General features: G+C 40.1%; 19 protein-coding genes. 10 read left to right on the top strand and 9 right to left on the bottom strand.

Translation table 11 applies throughout. The features are described 5' to 3' along the window. Nucleotides 1–34: 34 nt before the first annotated feature. Nucleotides 35–1,888, bottom strand: a complete 1,854-nt coding sequence (locus AC1DOK_RS22110) for an ATP-binding protein (protein ID WP_477556469.1) — start codon at nucleotides 1,886–1,888, stop codon at nucleotides 35–37. Nucleotides 1,889–2,037: 149 nt separating this feature from the next. On the opposite strand from AC1DOK_RS22110, the gene AC1DOK_RS22115 reads away from it, so the two are divergent. Next, nucleotides 2,038–2,277 carry a hypothetical protein gene (locus AC1DOK_RS22115; RefSeq protein ID WP_477556470.1) on the top strand — a complete coding sequence of 80 codons (240 nt, stop codon included), beginning with the start codon at nucleotides 2,038–2,040 and terminating at the stop codon, nucleotides 2,275–2,277. A 75-nt stretch (nucleotides 2,278–2,352) separates the two neighbouring features. On the opposite strand, the gene sdaAA is transcribed toward AC1DOK_RS22115, so the two are convergent. Genes sdaAA through AC1DOK_RS22135 form a run of 4 tightly spaced genes read right to left on the bottom strand, consistent with a single transcriptional unit; the run spans nucleotide 2,353 to nucleotide 5,523 of the window. Further along, on the bottom strand, nucleotides 2,353–3,234 hold the full coding sequence (gene sdaAA, locus AC1DOK_RS22120) for an L-serine ammonia-lyase, iron-sulfur-dependent, subunit alpha (protein WP_477556471.1): 882 nt from the start codon (nucleotides 3,232–3,234) through the stop codon (nucleotides 2,353–2,355). Between the two features lie 2 nt (nucleotides 3,235–3,236). After that, nucleotides 3,237–3,911: an L-serine ammonia-lyase, iron-sulfur-dependent subunit beta gene (gene sdaAB / locus AC1DOK_RS22125; RefSeq protein ID WP_477556472.1), complete on the bottom strand. Its 675-nt coding sequence runs from the start codon at nucleotides 3,909–3,911 to the stop codon at nucleotides 3,237–3,239. A gap of 27 nt (nucleotides 3,912–3,938) precedes the next feature. Further along, the gene (locus AC1DOK_RS22130) at nucleotides 3,939–4,625 is read right to left on the bottom strand and encodes a response regulator (protein ID WP_477556473.1); all 687 of its coding nucleotides are present in this window, start codon (nucleotides 4,623–4,625) and stop codon (nucleotides 3,939–3,941) included. Beyond that, nucleotides 4,609–5,523, bottom strand: a complete 915-nt coding sequence (locus AC1DOK_RS22135; RefSeq protein WP_477556474.1) for a polyprenyl synthetase family protein — start codon at nucleotides 5,521–5,523, stop codon at nucleotides 4,609–4,611. Before AC1DOK_RS22135 ends, AC1DOK_RS22130 begins: the two co-directional genes overlap by 17 nt. 425 nt (nucleotides 5,524–5,948) lie before the next feature. On the opposite strand from AC1DOK_RS22135, the gene AC1DOK_RS22140 reads away from it, so the two are divergent. Beyond that, nucleotides 5,949–6,182: an indolepyruvate ferredoxin oxidoreductase subunit alpha gene (locus tag AC1DOK_RS22140; RefSeq protein ID WP_477556475.1), complete on the top strand. Its 234-nt coding sequence runs from the start codon at nucleotides 5,949–5,951 to the stop codon at nucleotides 6,180–6,182. 59 nt (nucleotides 6,183–6,241) lie between these two features. Here AC1DOK_RS22140 and AC1DOK_RS22145 read toward each other — a convergent pair whose 3' ends face one another. From AC1DOK_RS22145 to AC1DOK_RS22160, 4 genes are all read right to left on the bottom strand, one after another. After that, nucleotides 6,242–7,219 (bottom strand): diaminopimelate dehydrogenase, encoded by a 978-nt coding sequence (locus AC1DOK_RS22145; protein WP_477556476.1) that lies wholly within the window; start codon nucleotides 7,217–7,219, stop codon nucleotides 6,242–6,244. A gap of 125 nt (nucleotides 7,220–7,344) precedes the next feature. Further along, entirely contained in the window at nucleotides 7,345–8,556 is a 1,212-nt protein-coding gene (locus AC1DOK_RS22150; protein ID WP_477556477.1) for an MFS transporter, read from the bottom strand. Between the two features lie 123 nt (nucleotides 8,557–8,679). Beyond that, nucleotides 8,680–9,255 (bottom strand): DoxX family protein, encoded by a 576-nt coding sequence (locus AC1DOK_RS22155; RefSeq protein WP_477556478.1) that lies wholly within the window; start codon nucleotides 9,253–9,255, stop codon nucleotides 8,680–8,682. Nucleotides 9,256–9,337: 82 nt separating this feature from the next. Then, nucleotides 9,338–10,417, bottom strand: coding sequence for an FAD:protein FMN transferase (locus AC1DOK_RS22160; protein ID WP_477556479.1), 1,080 nt, complete (start codon nucleotides 10,415–10,417; stop codon nucleotides 9,338–9,340). A 131-nt stretch (nucleotides 10,418–10,548) separates the two neighbouring features. On the opposite strand from AC1DOK_RS22160, the gene AC1DOK_RS22165 reads away from it, so the two are divergent. The 8 genes from AC1DOK_RS22165 to AC1DOK_RS22200 all read left to right on the top strand — a co-directional run bounded on the left by AC1DOK_RS22165 (nucleotide 10,549) and on the right by AC1DOK_RS22200 (nucleotide 18,376). Beyond that, nucleotides 10,549–10,941 (top strand): NusG domain II-containing protein, encoded by a 393-nt coding sequence (locus tag AC1DOK_RS22165; RefSeq protein ID WP_477556480.1) that lies wholly within the window; start codon nucleotides 10,549–10,551, stop codon nucleotides 10,939–10,941. Then, on the top strand, nucleotides 10,925–11,473 hold the full coding sequence (locus AC1DOK_RS22170) for a Gx transporter family protein (protein ID WP_477556481.1): 549 nt from the start codon (nucleotides 10,925–10,927) through the stop codon (nucleotides 11,471–11,473). The genes AC1DOK_RS22165 and AC1DOK_RS22170 overlap by 17 nt, the downstream gene beginning before the upstream one ends. Nucleotides 11,474–11,510: 37 nt before the next feature. Continuing rightward, on the top strand, nucleotides 11,511–12,356 hold the full coding sequence (locus tag AC1DOK_RS22175; protein WP_477556482.1) for an energy-coupling factor transporter ATPase: 846 nt from the start codon (nucleotides 11,511–11,513) through the stop codon (nucleotides 12,354–12,356). Beyond that, a complete protein-coding gene (locus AC1DOK_RS22180) occupies nucleotides 12,332–13,237 on the top strand; it encodes an energy-coupling factor transporter ATPase (RefSeq protein WP_477556483.1) in 906 nt (301 codons plus the stop codon). Before AC1DOK_RS22175 ends, AC1DOK_RS22180 begins: the two co-directional genes overlap by 25 nt. Next, nucleotides 13,216–14,007: an energy-coupling factor transporter transmembrane component T family protein gene (locus AC1DOK_RS22185; protein WP_477556484.1), complete on the top strand. Its 792-nt coding sequence runs from the start codon at nucleotides 13,216–13,218 to the stop codon at nucleotides 14,005–14,007. The genes AC1DOK_RS22180 and AC1DOK_RS22185 overlap by 22 nt, the downstream gene beginning before the upstream one ends. Nucleotides 14,008–14,196: 189 nt before the next feature. After that, complete coding sequence (locus tag AC1DOK_RS22190) at nucleotides 14,197–16,155, top strand: peptidase U32 family protein (RefSeq protein ID WP_477556485.1); 1,959 nt, start codon at nucleotides 14,197–14,199, stop codon at nucleotides 16,153–16,155. 23 nt (nucleotides 16,156–16,178) lie between these two features. Then, nucleotides 16,179–17,498 (top strand): aspartate aminotransferase family protein, encoded by a 1,320-nt coding sequence (locus AC1DOK_RS22195; protein ID WP_477556486.1) that lies wholly within the window; start codon nucleotides 16,179–16,181, stop codon nucleotides 17,496–17,498. Continuing rightward, a complete protein-coding gene (locus AC1DOK_RS22200) occupies nucleotides 17,495–18,376 on the top strand; it encodes a UbiA-like polyprenyltransferase (protein WP_477556487.1) in 882 nt (293 codons plus the stop codon). The genes AC1DOK_RS22195 and AC1DOK_RS22200 overlap by 4 nt, the downstream gene beginning before the upstream one ends. Nucleotides 18,377–18,617 lie beyond the last annotated feature (241 nt).

Here is an 18,617-nt window from a genome sequence, read left to right on the forward strand (position 1 = left end):
CGTAAGTGGATGAGCGCGTTTCTTAACATCTTGCTTAATATGTCATACCTGAACTTGTTAATACTGGTGTATGTACAGGAAGTAAAATATCAACTGTCGTACCTTCATTCACTTTGCTTTGGAATTGCAAAGTCCCTCCATGATATTCAATAAACCGCACACAGATCATTAAACCAAGTCCAGTGCCTTGTTCTTTGGTCGTATAGAAGGGCTGTCCTAAATTGAGCAGATCCTTGGGTGAAATACCAATTCCTTGGTCGATAATTCGAATTCTTACCCAATTACGGTCATCTCTTTGAACCGTGACAATCAGCTTATCCTCTTCCTTCATGGACTCAATCGCATTTTTGATTATATTAATGAATACTTGCTTGAGCTGGTTAGCTTCACACCTAATCATTGGCAATTCTTCATCCGTAATAAATTCAAGCGAAATTCTTTTTTCACTCATTTGCGCCTTGAAAAGTTCAAGTGATTCTTTCATGATCATGTTCACATTCCATTTGGACATACTCTCTTTGGTTGGTTTGGAGAATAACAGAAAATCACTTACAATCCCATCCATTCGATTAATCTCAGAAGAGATTAAATCCAAGAATTTAATATTACTAGGATCCTGCTTAATCAGTTGCACAAATCCTGAAATAACAGAGATTGGATTGCGAATTTCATGAGCAACACCTGCAGCCATCTGAGAAACCATCGATAATTTCTCTGAATTTCGAGCTACTAACATGAGCTCCATCATCCGTTTAACTAATTGCAATAAGATCATTAAGATAAACGCAGTTACACCGTAGGATAACAGATAAGACCAACTTGTCTGCACATCATATAAACTTTCCGTAATCCCCCAAGCCCCTCTGATACAAATGATAAGGCTTCCGTACATGATAAGCTTAGCCTCTCGTTGACCTTTTTTCATTTCACAATAAATAGTTAAGATATTAATGACCATCGTGATCAGAATAACCACTTGATAAATATTCATGCAAGTCGTAAACGATACAATACCCATCGATAATAATAATCCAGCGCTTAGTCCATAGACTAAATGAAACTGCCACATTCGCCTTACAAACTTGAAGATACCTGCACCAAACATATGTTCAATGAACATAATCAGCCCAACAAGCCCAAGATTTAACGAATACATCTCTAAATACATCCATAATAAAACATGGTCATACAAATAATATATACTTGTCATTCGACACATACTAAAGATACCAAAGAAAATCGAGAATGTTGCAAAAGAAATAAATAACTTTTGATTCCGAAAAATAAAAAACGAATACATAAATATGATACCAATTAAAATATAAAATGACCCAAATATCAGTTTATCTACATCTCTTAGAAAGACATTTAATAAAATATCCGACTTTGAACCCATAATCGGTTTCCCTGATACACCTATCTCTGCAGAATTTGAATAAATATGTATGTATATAAAATTCCCTAACGCATCATTTGGTAACGAAATTAGGCGTGCAGAAATACCTGGATATAAATCACGATTAATTGCATCCATTTCACCGTACAGATAGATGAGTCGCTCTTGTGTATAAATCTCATACTTCTGATGAACCTGCAGCTTTAAGCTAGGGTCGCGCCAAGCTCCTTGCGGAATATATACTTTGAACCATAGCTCATTATAATCGCCTCTGCCCTCAGGATTAAAGGGCTGTTCAATCGAAGTCCAATTGGTTTTCTCAGTATCTGTTTCTGTAATCCACAGAGGTATTCCATTCTCATTAACTGGAGACTCACCCCAGCGATATTGCCAGTCACTTAAAGTGGTCGGTTGCTGATCAGAATGGAGGATAGGAAAGTTTTGAACGGCAAAATAAATTGAGAATATTCCGATAAAAAGTAAGACAAGCATAAATTTTGATAAAGTCCTCACAGATATCCCTCACATCGACAATGTATTGCACCAATGTACATATTTCTACACTATGGTTGTAATTACCTCTATAATAGTATAATTTTCGGGAAATATATCCGTATTCAAGTTCATAGGAGGTAAGTAATATGTCAAATGATAAAACTATGGATCCAATGAGTGGTGAGAAAGTAGCAACAGATGGGGTCTATGCCAACGAATCTGGACAAGAGACTTCACTTAAACGAGGAGACGAATTTCCGTCTGATGTTATATTAGGTAAGACGACTTGGGAGCTTAAAGGCTTTTCTTTAAATGAGGGTGAGATCGATCACCGTAATGAGCAGAACACTGCACCTACTCTGCATGTAGATCAGAGTGATAAATAATTTATCAAAAGGATTTCTGAACCACAACAGCTTAAGCATCGATTGATACTTAAGCTGTTTATTGTATGAAGTCTATTACTTTTCCTTGCGCCTTAATTCATCAATGATTCGTTTGCCTGTTGGTGTCTGAGCAAGTCCACCCTTAGCTGTCTCTCGATGCTTCTCGGGCATGCTTACCCCAACCTCATACATAACTTGAATGACTTCATCTGATGGAATTACGCTCCTAACGCCTGCTAGTGCCATATCAGCAGCTGCTAGTGCTGTTACTGCACCAAACCCATTCCGAACGATACACGGTATCTCTACAAGCCCCCCGACAGGGTCACAAATAAGACCGAGTGTATTCTTAAGTGCCAAACCAACCGCATGAATTGCTTGCCTAGGTGTGCCTCCACGCAGCTCTACCATGGCACCTGCTGCCATGCCAATAGCTGAACCAACTTCAGCTTGGCAACCACCCTCTGCGCCTGAGACGAATGAATTATTGGCTATTACATAGCCAATAGCTCCTGCGCAAAATAAGCCCCGTACGAGATGTTCATCCTCCCAGCCAAATCGTTCCTGGGAGCTTACAAACACGCCAGGGATTATCCCGCAAGACCCGGCAGTTGGTGTCGCTATAATGCGTCCCATCGACGCATTCACTTCCGATACAGCAAGTGCATATGCCATCGCACGCCCCGCTTCACCTCCAAGGCAAGGTTCACCTTGTGTATTAAGCTCTTGGACACGCTGAGCATCAAGTCCAGTCAAACCACTACGTGAAGTGGTGTTCTCGGTCAATCCTTTGCGAACTGCTTCTTTCATAACGCTATAGTACTCAGCCATACGTATAAATTCACTATCTGGTGTATTACCTGATTCATCTGCTTGATTCTCAATCATAACATCTGAAATAGTCTGTCCTGACTGCTCACATAGATTAAGCAATTCATCCAAAGTACGAAATTTCATAACTAACCTCTTTTCATCAATTCTACAGTTCTGACTTCCTTCACCTGCTGCATGTTCTGTAGTTCTGTGAGAAGCTTCTGTGTGATAGGGTTATCTATCTCTATTACCGTTAACGCCTCACCACTACGTCCTTTACGATCCAAGGATAAATGACCGATATTTACACCTTCTCGCTGCAGGAGTCCTGTAATCTCAGCAAGCATGCCAGGCCGATCCAGATGTGTAATCACGATTGTCGGGTAGTTACCCGTAAATCTGACATCAAACCCATTTACCTTGCTTACCTCAATATTTCCCCCACCGATAGAAGCGCCTTTAACCGTTAATTGCTCATTGCCATGATTCAATAAAATATTTGCTGTATTAGGATGACCGTAATTCCCATAGCCTATTTTAAAATGTATGTCTATACCTAGATTCTCAGCATCTTCAATCGATGTAACTAGACGATTATCATCTGTATCATAATCAAGAATGCCTCCTACAATCGCTAAATCCGTACAATGTCCTTTATAGGTATCAGCGAAGGAGCCATAGAAAGTAATTTCTGCTCTTTCAGGTTGAAGCCCAAGTAGCTGTCTAGCTGCGCGGCCAAGTCTAGCAGCACCAGCTGTATGCGAACTAGAAGGTCCAACCATAGAAGGTCCAATTATAGCAAATACATCTTTAAACCGCATTGAATTATCCCCCCCTTGTTTCCTCGATTAGTTCCGGATTTCTTCATTGTCAATAAGGCCTAGTCGTTTACCTTCCCTAATCGCTTCCGCTCTGGAGCGAACTCGCAGTTTCTCAAATATGCGAGATAGGTTATATTCCACTGTACGCTGACTCATAAAGAACATGTCGGCAATTTGCCGATTATTAAGTCCATTAGCCGCTTCTCGTAAAACATTTTGTTCTTTCTCTGATATTGTAACACCTTCTACTTGATCTTTGTCAGTCGTGGTCGCAAAAATTTCCGTTCTCCTAAGTTGTCTAAGCAGTAACGAAGGAATAATGGCATCCCCTCTCAGTCCTGAGCGAATCCCCATAATGAGCTGCTCTCGCGTAGATGCTTTGGACAGAAAACCAGACACACCAGCTTCCACCAAGATATTAAAATTTGGTGTAATATCATATCCCGTATAAATTAATACAATCGCATCTGAATTAATGACCTTCACTTTGCGTGTAAGCTCAAGACCATTGATCGTTGGCATATTTAAATCAAAGAGCATGATATCAAACTGTCGTACTGTAAGCACCCTAAGCGCTTCTTCTCCAGAAAAAACAACTGTTACTTTCATGTCCGCTTCTTTTTCTATTAAGTTCTTGGTACCTTCACCGACCGATAGATGATCATCTACAAGTAAAATTTCAATCATCGCTCGTCCACTATTCAATGAATTCAACTATTTTCTGCTTCCACTCTGGAGCAACAGGTAAATTCTCGATAAGCTCCCTCACCTCGTATTGAAGAGTTCGTAATATGACTTCTGCATATTGCTGACTTCCCGAAAGTGGAATGAGATCAATAATTTGATTCTTTATTGCGATAATATCGCTTAGCGATGCTTGTCCATTATAATAATCGCGAACAATATGTAAGAATGGATGATCATGATCCAAAAAATATAGAATTGGCAAGGTACGCTTACGGTTCAATAAATCATTACGCAAATCCCAACGAGAAATTCCTTTAATGTCATTACGAATTTGGCCTATTGTACCTATACTTTGCCCATACTGAGCAATCAATTCATGATGCTCATCCGTAACTAAAGTCGCTCCAATTAAGCACGCTGCAGCCACAAGTGAGCCAGATTTATTCCTAATCATATGTAAACAATCTTCTTCTTCATTAACATAATTCAACAAGTCAGTATGCTGTCCATTCACTGCTCGTAGAATTGCCTGATTTAAGTAGCGAATAGCTCTTGTTCGAGATGAGTTCGAGAAGCCACAATCATCTAACGTAGCAATACTTAATGCTTGTAAACCAATCGCTACATTTAATGCCATAGCTGGGTCCACTTGTGACCACGGCACCTGCTCATTATCCTTATCTTGTAGATCATCATAGATATCGAGTGCTAGTACCATAAATTCAACAGCAGCGCTCGCCTTCTCGATCTCTATAGAGCTTCCACCTAGCATGTGATAATGAGTTCTTGTCAAATCACTAAAAACTGTAGATTCTGACAACTTATATTCCAAAAAGGATGTCGCCAATCCTCGAAGATTAGACTGGATAAAAAACTGATTGATCTTACCACGCATGATTTGTTCCAATGACATCCGTTTGTTCACCTCAAACCAACTCCCTAATGTGTAGTTAAACATAGAAAAAGGCATTCTTCCCTGGCTATAGCGACTGGGAAGAATGCCTCGATAAGTAGATTAAGCCTAAAATTAGTATACAATTTCAGCTACTATATATCAACGATTTCAGTTAATTATCTCATGATATGACAAAATTATATTTCTCTGAATATAAAAGCCCTTTTATTCCAATAATTGTTCTATCCTATATAAACACATACGGTGCTATTATAGCAAGAAGTAAATACTCTATCTCGCTCATAAATAGTACTAATTATGCAATGAGCTGAAATACAAGTAAAATTAATTGCAAGATTATTAATTTACTGTTAATTTCACTAAATTTATATACAATTGCAGCGATACGAGTTAGAATAGGAATGAATTTATTTCTAGGAGGAGGGTTGTTTACTATGGCTTATGTAATTGTGTCTCCTTGCATTGCTGAGAAGGCAGGGGAATGTGTTACTGCTTGTCCCGTTGATTGTATCCAAGAAGGTCCTGAACAGTTCTATATTGATCCAGATACTTGTATCGAATGCGGCGCTTGCGTAACCGTCTGCCCTGTAGAAGCAATTTACTACGAAGACGACGTGCCTGACAATGAAAAAGAATACATAGAGAAGAACCGCGCGTTTTTCAAATAAGTTCTTTATGTATGACAAACCCTCTGCCACATGGCAGAGGGTTTCTTGCATCTTATAATCTACAGCAATTCTTTGCGCAATTGCTCAGGAGATTTCGGTGACAATAGACCAAATGGAATATCAAATACAGTTTTAGCACCAACTTGACCTTCCTTGGACAGCTTGTAAGCAGCTCTTGCATAAGCAACTAGCACGCTTGAAGTAAATTCTGGATTGCTTCCAAGAGTTAAACCAAACTCGATAATTTGCTTCGTACCCTCACCAGTAACACCACTGCGGAATACAAGACCACCATGCGGCATTGCAGAGTGATTAGTCTTCAGTTCTTCTTCAGTAATGAAGTTCACTTCTGTATCATAATCTGCAAAATAGTTCGGCATCGATACGATTTCATGTTCGATTTGTTTAAGATCTGCACCTTCTTCAGCTACTACAAAGCATTGACGAACATGCTTGTCTCTTGTGGAAAGGACCGGATCTTTACCTGCTCTAACACTGTCAACTGCATCTTGGCTCGGGATCGTATATTGAACGCCGCCCTTAACACCATTAATACGACGGATTGCATCAGAGTGCCCTTGGCTAACTCCTTTACCCCAGAAAGTGTACTCTTTACCTTCAGGAAGCACTGCTTCTGCTAACATACGATTTAGAGAGAACAAGCCTGGATCCCAACCAGTTGAAATTACACTAACTGTACCCGCTTTACGTGCTACTGCATCTACTTGAGCAAAATAGTCAGGAATTTTAGCATGCGTATCAAAGCTATCTACTATATTGAACATAGACGAGAATTGTGGTCCTTGTTCAGGTAAATCAGTTGCTGAACCACCACATAGAATCATGACATCAATAATTCCTTTATACTTCTCAACCTCAGAAATATGTACCATTTTGGTGCCTGAAGTCACATTTTCTGGTGATCTGCGTGTGAAAATGGCTTCTAGTTTAAGATCTGGATTTTGTTTAATCGCCATCTCTACACCTTTACCTAGATTGCCATAACCGATAATACCTACTGTAATCATTGTTGTCATTGTTCTCTCTCCTCCTAAAAATAAGCGGTAAAAATCACTTTTCTCATATTATACATAACTTTACAACAAAATTCATCGTATTTTCGAGATTAATGTCAGGTTTATTTACATCATCTAAAAATCCGTCAAATATTCACCTTATTTTGAACATCTCGTTCCTGCGTCTTTGCGATCATTTTTCCTTGAATAAAGGATATTCCCAGTAGACAAATCACTACAAATACCGCCATTCCGATAAATAAGGAATCAGTGAAGCTGTCTATTCCGAGCATAAACAGTAGCATACAGGATCTGGATATCACATACATCCATTCTCGCCAAACGAGCATATAGGAACGCTTAACTATATCCAGTCCAATACCTGTAGTCATTTTTAACTGCTGAGAAGTCACAATTGTCAGGAAATAAAACATACCTATTGTAGTAATAACATTAGAGGTAATACGCATGTAGGGTACAGGAATTAACATTAGCATTAACCCAAAGGCTAAGAAAATAACCGAAATAATAAGCCACGAGCGTTCTTTCAATTGATACCTTCGATAGGCTAGCATAGCTAGTAAAGCAAATGCCGTGTAACAAGTGTTTAATAAAGCAATCATTGTTTTATCACTCGTAACACTGAATGTAAATAAGAGTGCAAATAAAGTCTGAAATTGTAGAATAACACCAGTTGCAAGAGCGGAAATTATAAACCATTTAGCCTGCGGAAAATTGAATACATTCGAATACCGTAGCTGTACATTCGCTAAACGACTAGATTGGATGTGATCCTTTAATGAAATGGAAGGGAGCCTCAAAGATAGTATTAACATCATCGCTAGGAAAATGAGCATTAAAACAAATGAGCCTGCATAATCAAATAATCGAATGATCTGTGAAGTGATTAGAGGAATTGACATATTAAGAATCTGACCACTAATATTCGTAATCGCAATATAATGTGCGATTTCTTTATCCTTACCTAGAACAGTAATACTTAAATTGTGTGCAGTAGAGAAAATTCCCTGCATCATACCTACCGGGATACCAATAAGCGTAATCCACAGTAATCTATTATCTAGATGTAATAGCGATAATAGTAAGAATGCAATACCACCAAAGCTCGCCGACATTGCCATAAGCAGTTTAATTGATGAGCGAGACAGCATACGTGTAGATAACGAGTAAGCAAGCCCCCAAGCAATTAACAGAACCAGATTATACCAAGAAACATCAAAAATATTCTGCCCGCGTTCCCAGATGTACAGATTAATAAAAATGGCGACATAAATGAAAACAATACTAGAAACCAAGTTCATTGCAAGCAACTTGCGTAGGCCCTTGGACAATCCCATCAGCGAACACTCTTCTTTCTAGCTTATAATAGGTATGCGTTGCGATCATTATTTTAGTTTCCAAAAAGAAACGCCCCGTCTTAAGCTTTAAGACAGGACGTTTCTTATCTTATTAGTTGTTGCTTATGCTTTCTTAGACTTTAATTTATTCTTTAGATCACTATCCCACGGTGTTCCAAGTAATGGCAGTGCATAGCGGTCTAAACCATACCAGCCTGCGACCTTCCATGCCATTACAAGCCAAGTGGCGAGAACGAATAGCAATGGGTTCGAGCTAACTGTTCCTGCGAACAAGAACATCACGTTCATGAATCCACCAAAGAAAGCTGCAATTCCTGTCAATAATCCGAAGATAAGACCTAGACCAACTAATACTTCGCCGAATGCAACCATGTAGGAAAATACTTTGGCATTTGGTAAAACAGCATTTTCCAAAAACCATGCGTACCAACCAGTTACATCTTTACCACCTTCTGCTTTTGCGAGCGCTCCTTTTACAAATCCTTGGATGGCTGCGCCCGCCTTGTCGCCAACCCAAGCTTCATTGTTAATTTTCCCCCAACCTGCTGTAACCCATGAATATCCAACGTATAAACGGATGATGAGCCAAATCCAAGCGGAACGGGTGCTGCTAAATAAAAATCTTGAAACAGGATTGTCTGGAATTATGATTTCTTTATTCCGTGCTTGAAGTTCCATTGATAACACCCCTTATCCTTTGATGTCTTCATTATATATTAGAAAAATCAAAATTTAAAGTGGTTATCACCAAAGAAAAAATCTATTTGTTCGAAAATTCACAAAGTTGATACATATCATTCGTCATTTGAAAATTCCCTTCCAATCCCTTTGTCAAATAAACCTTTTTGTCCGTTGTTACAAAGATCGCTTCAACATTCTCCATCTCTTCTACAAATTTCCGACCCTCTTCAAGACCAAGCACGAATACCGTTGTTGATAATGCGTCCGCATCAATGGAATGATCGGTTACAATCGTTACACTGCTTAAATTATTCTGAACGGGATAACCAGTTTGAGGACTCAGAAGATGATGATAATGTACACCATTCTCGACAAAGAAACGTTCATATATCCCAGAAGTTACGATTGTTTTGTTATTCAGTTTCATACGACCAATTTGATTACCACGTTCCTCACTCGGATCCTGAATCCCTATATTCCAGAGTGACCCATCAGGCTTTACACCTACAGCAAAAACATTCCCGCCTAAATCGATAATCGCACTACCGAAGCCATTATTAAGTAAATAGGTTGCAATTTCATCCGCTGCGTAACCTTTACCAATAGCGCCGAGATCAATCGCCATGCCTTCCTTAGCTAATTTAATTTCACTTGTCTGCTCATTTAGCAATACATCTTGATAATCTACCTTCGATAAAGCAGACGCTAGCTCCGTTTGATCAGGAACTTTAGCTCCCTCTTTACCAATTCCCCACAGAGAAACGACTGGCCCGATCGTAAGATCAAACCGCCCTTTGGACAACTCAGAATAAAGTAACGCTTTTTTGACTACATTAAATGTCTTATCGGATACCTTTACAGCGTTTTTGCCAGCGGCTGAATTAATTTTAGAAATCTCACTTGTCTCAATCGTACGGCTAAGGCTATTTTGAATATCATCCATTAAGCTTTTGATTTCTGCAAAATGTTTATCGGTCACTTTGTCATCATAAACGCGAACGGTAACAATCGTATCAAAAACAAAATAAGACTCCGATTTAGGCTCCTTATTTAAGGATGGCTCCTCTTTCGTTGAAGCACTGCCACAACCACTAATAATTAAGACAAATAGCAATAGACCAAAATACAAACCATAATAAGATCTCTTATTGTTTTTCATGATGTCCCTCACTTTTCCTATAGTAGTACATACTTCATTGAAAATTTAACATGGGTAAGTGTATAATAACAAGGTTCTAAGAGCAATCGTACAAATCACATCAAGTAAAAACATTTAAGGAGCTTACCGTTATGAAACGTGGAGATATCATTCTAATTGCTGTCGTTCTTGTAGCTGCACTTGTCTTTATTATTCCCAAATTCATTGGGGAGAAAGATGATTCAGTAAGCTCAGGAAAAACTTATGCTAAAATTTCAGTCGATGGAACACTTATGAAGACTGTCGAACTAACAGAACAAACGCAAGATATCCCGATAGATACACAGTTTGGACATAACGTATTAAGTGTGCATAATAGTGGCATTCAAATGAAAGAAGCTGATTGCCCAGATGATGTGTGCTTCACATTCGGTTTTGTAAACAAACCAAGAGATACAATTGTCTGCTTACCAAATCGCTTGCTAGTAGAAATTGTTAGCGACAATGCACAAGGAGATGACGGATTAGATGCCACTACGAATTGATTCATCCTCTGAGGCATTAAAGAAGACAGTCATCTTATCCATATTTGCTGCAGTTGCGGTCGTCTTAAGCTTAATGGAATCTATGATTCCCTTCTTCACTATACCTGGAGCGAAGCTTGGTCTTGCCAATATCATGGTATTGACCTGCTTATATTTTTTTAGTGCCAAAGATACACTGACACTGATCGTACTCAAAACGATCTTGACCGCCATTATTTTTGGAACTTTCTCTAGTTTTTTATTCAGCTTTTTTGGATCATTATTCAGTTTCATTATTATGTATAGCCTGCTCAAAGTAGGGCGCAAGCAATTTAGTCCCATTGGAATTAGTGTTTGCGGGGGAATTGCTCACAATCTCGGGCAACTAACCGCTGCTTATTTGGTCATTAAAAGCAGTATGATTTTCTCCTATTTGCCTGTTTTAATGATTACAGGGATCGGTACAGGGGTATTTATTGGCTTTGCAACCAAAAATCTTGTAGCTTCACTTGATAAGCTTCCCCTATTTGGAGCCTATGAAAGTCGTTTGTAACAACCTACTAGAAGAAACATAAGGATGAGATCACAGCATGAAGCAACCAATTGTTCAAATGCAAGACGTCTCTTTTTCATATTCACAAGGATCTAATACGGGAGTAGACACTTTAAGGGATATCAACCTTCAAGTTCAAGCCGGTGAATGGGTATCAATAGCTGGGCCTAATGGCAGTGGCAAATCAACTCTTGTCAAACTACTAAATGGTCTGCTTAGCCCCAGCAAAGGGATTATCTTTGTTAATGGAATCAAACTCTCAGCCAATACGCTTAATGAGATTCGCAAGCAAATTGGGTTTGTTTTTCAAAATCCAGATAATCAGTTTATCGGTAGTACGGTTCTGGAAGATATTGTTTTCGGGCTCGAAAACAACTGCCTAAGCAGTGCTGAAATGGATCATCGAATACATCATTATGCAGATAAGCTAAACATTAAGGATCTCTTACATAGGCATCCAAGTGAGCTGTCAGGTGGTCAAAAGCAGCGAGCGGCAATTACTGCTGTGCTTGCTATGGAGCCAAAGATTATTATTTTTGACGAGGCAACCTCTATGCTCGACGAAGGTGCTAAGCAAGCGATGATTGAGCAAATGCAAGTGATGCATACTAGTGGTGACTATACCATACTCTCAATTACACATGACATGGATGAAATCATTGCCTCTGATCGCGTGATTGCGATTAAAGAAGGTGTTATATTAGCTAATGGTAAGCCTATTGATGTATTACAACAGGAAGAGATTATCGAGGCATGTCGATTAAAGCCACCGTTCTATCTGCAATTATGTCAGGAACTACGCAAGCGTCAAATCAATATCGACATCCATCTTAATGAACGAGACTTGGTGAATAACTTATGGCAATACATTTCCAGAACGTAACGTATCAATATAACCCAAAGCATAATTCCAGTCCGAAGATACTTAATGCGATTGACTTACACATAGAGCAAGGATTATTTGTAGGTATACTCGGCGCAACAGGTTCTGGTAAATCGACTCTATTACAACATTGCAATGGAATTATCCAACCGACTGAGGGCGCTATTCAAGTATTGGATTATATAATCAATGCGGGAGATACCGGCAAAGGACTTCGGAACTTACGCAAACGTGTAGGTCTTGTATTTCAATTTCCAGAACAACAGCTATTTGAGGAAACGGTTGAGAAGGATTTATGTTTCGGACCCAAAAACTTCGGCAGTACAGATGAAGAAGCAATACAATTAGCCAAACAAGCTTTAGCAGACGTAGGTCTTGATGATTCACTGTTACAGCGAAGTCCATTTGAGTTAAGTGGTGGACAAATGCGTAAAGTTGCGATTGCTTCCATACTTGCAATGAATCCAGATATCTTAGTGCTTGATGAACCTACGGCAACGCTTGACCCACAGAGTCGAGACGAGCTCATGGCTTTACTGTATAAGCTTTGTAAACAGGCTGGCAAGACGATTATTATCGTCACTCATCGTTTAGAAGAAATGTTAAGCTATGCTGATCAGCTTATTGTAATGCATGAAGGCAAGATTGCATTTGATGGTACACCTGAAGCTTGGGCACAGCAAGCATATTCGTTAATGACCTCACTCGGACTTGTTATTCCGAAATCCACACGATTCTTACAAGCCTTCGAGCATCAGTTTCAAACTCCTCTATCGGAGAATAAAGCCTTATTTACACCTAAAGAGCTTGCTGAACAGATCGAGTCCTACATCATAAACGCAGGGAAAGGATTGAAGGTATGCAAGGGAAATTCATCTTAGGCCGTTATATCAGCACAAACTCTTGGATACACGGGCTTGATCCTCGTTCCAAAACGATTGCCATGATCCTTTACATCATTATGATCATTACAGCAGATTCTTTCATGGATGCGATCCTAATTACCTTATTCTCCGTCGGTATTATGATCAGTACCCATATACCATTATCTTTATATGCGCGAGCGATTCGACCGCTGCGTTTTTTAATACTATATATTTTTATTTTCAACTTACTTTTTACCCAAAGTGGTACCCCTGTCTTCTCGTGGGGCTGGATTAATGTGACTGAAATTGGCTTTGCCAAAGGCTTATTTGCCGCATGGCGAATGGCAATGATGATTTCATTCACTGCGATATTAACATTTACGACTACTCCTAATAAGCTAACTCAAGGCTTAGAAGATGTTTTGCTACCTTTGAAGCTTTTTCGCATCTCTCCGCAACGAATCACCTTGATGCTGCAAATTGCTATCCGATTTATACCGACAATTTTTGAGGAAACACAGAAAATCTTTAAAGCACAAGCATCACGCGGAGCAGATTTCAAGGACTTACCCTGGAGCGCCAAAGGTAAAATGCTTATTTCCCTACTTCTACCTGTAACCATCAGTGCATTTCGGCGTGCTGATGATTTAGTTAATTCCATGGAGTCTCGCGGTTACCAGCTTGGTGCGGCACGTACCAAATACTACACATTAGTATGGCAGACTCTCGACACTATGCTTTTATTGGCATTTATGTTACTTATTATCATTCTTCATTTCACTTGAAGCTGAATAAATAAGACTGTAACCTTACAAAGTAAAACAAAAGTCATATTATAAAACATCTTCATGATTTTACATGTGATAGCCTCTCATATCACATTTCTGTAATATTGTATGTGAAATTTGCCACAAGGTCGATTTGATTTTTGTTATAATGTTAGAGTTACGGAAATACACAGAGGAGATGACACTATGGCACGTTATTTTAATGGTAAAGAAATTGAATTGCTTGCCCCAGTTGGTACATTCGAAATATTTGAGTCTGTAATTCAGGCTAACTGCGATGCTGTCTACATGGGTGGCCCTAGTCTAAATATGCGTATGTTGCGCAAAGGATATAATTTCTCCTACGAGGAAATCGAGCAAGCTATTACAATCGCACACTCACTTGGCAAAAAGGTATACATTACCGTCAATAACTTACTTAATGAAACGGACTTAAAGGATGCTGAGCAATATTTATATTTTCTAGACCGTGTTCAGCCAGACGCCCTCATTGTACAAGATATGGCGATCCTAAAGTTGATCAATGATTTGAAGCTAGACATTCGGATTCACTCGTCTGTAATGATGAATGTTCATAATATCGAAATGGTTCGTGCTGTCCAAGAGCTTGGTGTTAGACGTGTTGTTGCTTCACGCGAAATGGATTTGAAGACTGTTGAACTGCTTGTAGCACAAACAGGTATGGAGATTGAATACTTCATGCATGGAGATATGTGTACAGTTCATGGTGCTAACTGCTTAATTAGCTCGACTACGTTTGGTTTAAGTGGCAATCGTGGTAAGTGTATGAAACCGTGCCGATGGGATTATCGTGTCAAGAAAGACGGTTATATATTCCCAACCGAGTACCCTCTTGCCGCTAAGGATATGTTCATGTACGAGCATATTCCTGAATTAATTAAGCATGGTGTTAGCTCCTTCAAAATCGAAGGTCGCATGCGTGACAAAGAATTCGTAATCATGCTTGTGAATAGTTACGGCGACGCCATCGATCGGTATATTGATGATCCCATCGGATTTAATCGAACACAGGACAGCAATCTACTGTATGATAATCGCAAACGAGATTTTTCCACGGCATATGCTTTTGGCAAGCCTGGTTTAAGTAATATTAATCGCCGTTATGAAGGCACAGGCAAGTTCTACAGCACAGGTAAAGTATTTAGTACACCGACAGATGAACGACAATTATCAGCGTCCCGTATCGAGCAAATCAAGACAACCTTAAAAGAAACAATAGAAGCTAAACAAATACAAGATCAAAGTCAAAATCAAACTCGCATGTCCTTAACTGAGTTATCCGTTCGAGTAAACAATGTGGAGCAAGCTAGAATGGCAATTGAAGAGGGTGTAGATCATCTGTACTTAAGTGGTGATGTCTTCCTTCCAGACAAGCCATTCTCCAAGCAAGATATTCTTGAACTGACTGCAATTAAAGGAAATACCAAAGTTTATCTAGGTATGCCGCGCATGATGACTGAACTGCATTTTGAACAATATGAGCAGCTTTTATCATTACAACGATTTGATATAGATGGTTTGCTTGTAACCAATTTAGGCGCTCTCTATAAATTCCGTAAATTCGGCTACCCGATGATTGGTGATTTATCACTCAATATTTATAATCACAAGGCTGCTCAGTTCTATGAACAGTTTGGATTAGAGCGGATAACAGCATCACTTGAACTACCACTTAATGAATTCAATAATTTTATGCAACAGGATACGGTACCTAAAGAGGTTATCGTTCATGGTTCTCCAATCATCATGTACCTCGATCATAATCTATACGAAAATGCGGAAGTATTTGAACCGATAGGTGAAGAAGACAACAAGTATGTCGATAATCAGTACCTAGTCTTAATGACTGACAAAGGAGAGAATCCTGTTTACCGCGATCATCACGGCCGCAATCATCTAGCCTTATCTAAAGAACTATGTTATCTTCCATTCTTGCGTGAATTGCATGCCGCAGGCGTAGCAGTCGTACAAATTGAGGGCTGTGCTTACAAAACAGAACAGCTCAGAACTATTATTAGAGCCTACAAACAAGCACTAAGTTCGCTTAATCAATGTGAGCAAATTTTTGAAGCACTACCATCTGTGACTGCAGGTTATACATTAGGTACGTTGCAATTTAATTAAGTGGCTGACGAAAGGAGAAACCTATGACACAACAATCTCATCATTGTTCTTCTTATATTGGTCCTGACAAAATTATTGAAAAACGAAAAGCGTACTTTTTTCCCTGTACCCATCATTTTTATCAGAACCCGCCCCAACTAGTGCGCGGGTCTATGCAGGAATTATTCGATGAGCAGGGTAAACGATATATTGACTTTTTCGCTGGTGTATCAGTTGTCGCATGCGGTCATTGTAATGAGGCAATCACACGTGAGACTGTCCGTCAGCTTCAAACATTGCAGCATACTACAACCATCTATTTGACCCAACCGATGGTCGATTTAGCAGAACGTTTAGCTACAGTGCTTCCTGGTGATCTCAAACGAACCTTCTTCTGTAACAGTGGCTCTGAAGCCAATGAAGGGGCAATGCTACTCGCTCGGATGTATACGGGGAAGAGTGATTTTATTGCATTAGAAGGAGGGCTGCACGGGCGTACGAATCTGACGATGAGTGTAACAGGCATACCGATGTGGCAAACAGATGCTTATCTTTATCCTGGAGTTTCGTTCATCCCTCGTCCGCATGATGCAGAGCTAACGCCTGATGAAGCAGCTCAGCGGTCTATTAAGGCATTAAGAGATGTACTTGAGGCAAAAGGGGATCAAATCGCAGCGATGATCGTCGAGCCGATTCAAGGTAACGGAGGCATTATTACGCCACCACAAGACTACTTCCATGAAGTAAAGGCATTACTGGACGCACATCATGTACTTCTCATCATGGACGAAGTCCAAACAGGCTTTGGCCGGACAGGACGCATGTTCGGCTGTGAGCACTATGGCATCGTGCCAGATATCATCACGATGGCCAAAGCGTTAGGCGGCGGTGTGCCTATCGCCGCCTTCGCTTCTACCGACACGATCGCAGCTGCATTGTCGAAGCCATCGGCTTCGACATTCGGCGGCAATCCTGTGTCGGCAGTAACCGCGCTCGCGGTACTCGATTACATCGAGCGCGAGCAGCTTGTTTCACGTGCCGAGAAGCTTGGCGGCACACTTAAGGCTGGGCTGCTGGAACTGCAGCAGCGGCATAGTAACCTCGTATCAGACGTACGAGGTTATGGTCTGATGCTCGGTATGGAAATTCTCTCAGGATCGCCTGAACGAGGTGGAGTGATCGTAGACCGTATCCTCGAACAAATGAAAGACCTCGGCTTCTTGATTGGTAAGAATGGCTTAGACCGCAATACTTTAGCGTTCCAGCCACCCCTTGTCATAACCGAAGCTAATATTAACGACATGCTAGCTGCACTAGATCGTGTGCTTACCAATGTCAGGACGAGTGAGGTAGACTCACCATGACTGCTTTACCTCGCAAAGTTTGGCACAAGACCAAACTATTCAGCGAACTCGTTATGTTCTCGCATACTTTGTTTTCGTTACCTTTTGCAATAATATCCATGGTGTGGGCGGCTAATGGTTTGCCCTCATCTAATGTTTTGATCTGGTCATTAATTGCGCTTGTTGCCGCTAGAAACGGTGCTAATGCTTTCAATCGGATCGCTGATCGCACATTTGACGAATTGAATCCAAGAACAGTTCATCGCCATTTGCCACAAAGACTTTTAGGCAATAAAGAGGTCGTTCTATTCATTGCAATCAATTATGCAATATTCATTTTCGCGGCGGGAATGCTCAATACACTCTGTCTCATCTTATCACCGGTTGCAATCCTTTTAATCTCTTCCTACTCCTACACCAAACGATTCACCTGGCTAAGCCACTTATATTTAGGATTTGTAATTGCATCTGCTCCTGTTGGCGCTTGGTTTGCAGTTACTGGAGAGTTTGCTATCATTCCATTCGTAATTGGTACAATTGTCATGCTTTGGATCGCAGGATTTGATATCATCTATGCCACACAAGACATTGAATTTGATCGCAAGAACGGCTTATGGTCGGTTCCTAGCGTCTTTGGGCTTGAAGACAGCCTTTACATCGCTAGAAGCTTTCATCTAATCATGGTACTGCTCCTGCTTGCACTCGGGTGGTTGCAAAGTCTAGGATGGATCTATTATTCAGGTATTGGAATAGCCATTGTGCTTCTACTTGCTGAACACCGGATCATTAAACCAAGCAATCGTAAATTAATGAAAATTGCTTCCTATAAATTAAACCAAGTCATCAGCATGGTGATTTTATTCTGCACGTTGATCGATTTCTATGTATCAACTTTGTAATAGCATGCTGGGATCGCTTCGTACATCTTAACAGCCCCTAGTGGGCTGTTTTCACTTTGTTGCGGAACTTTTGGGCACTATAACGGAACTTGCGGTTCAGCCCCCTAAATCTGGACACTGTCCACACTCATACTGAAGCAATCGTATTATAGCGCAATATCTCGCGGTTTTAGGACTCCTTGCTGCACTAAACGAAGGTACTCCTTCGGTGGCCAATCTTTCAAACTGCCATGAATCCGGT

The sequence above is a fragment of the Paenibacillus sp. P5_B5 genome (assembly GCF_056400365.1).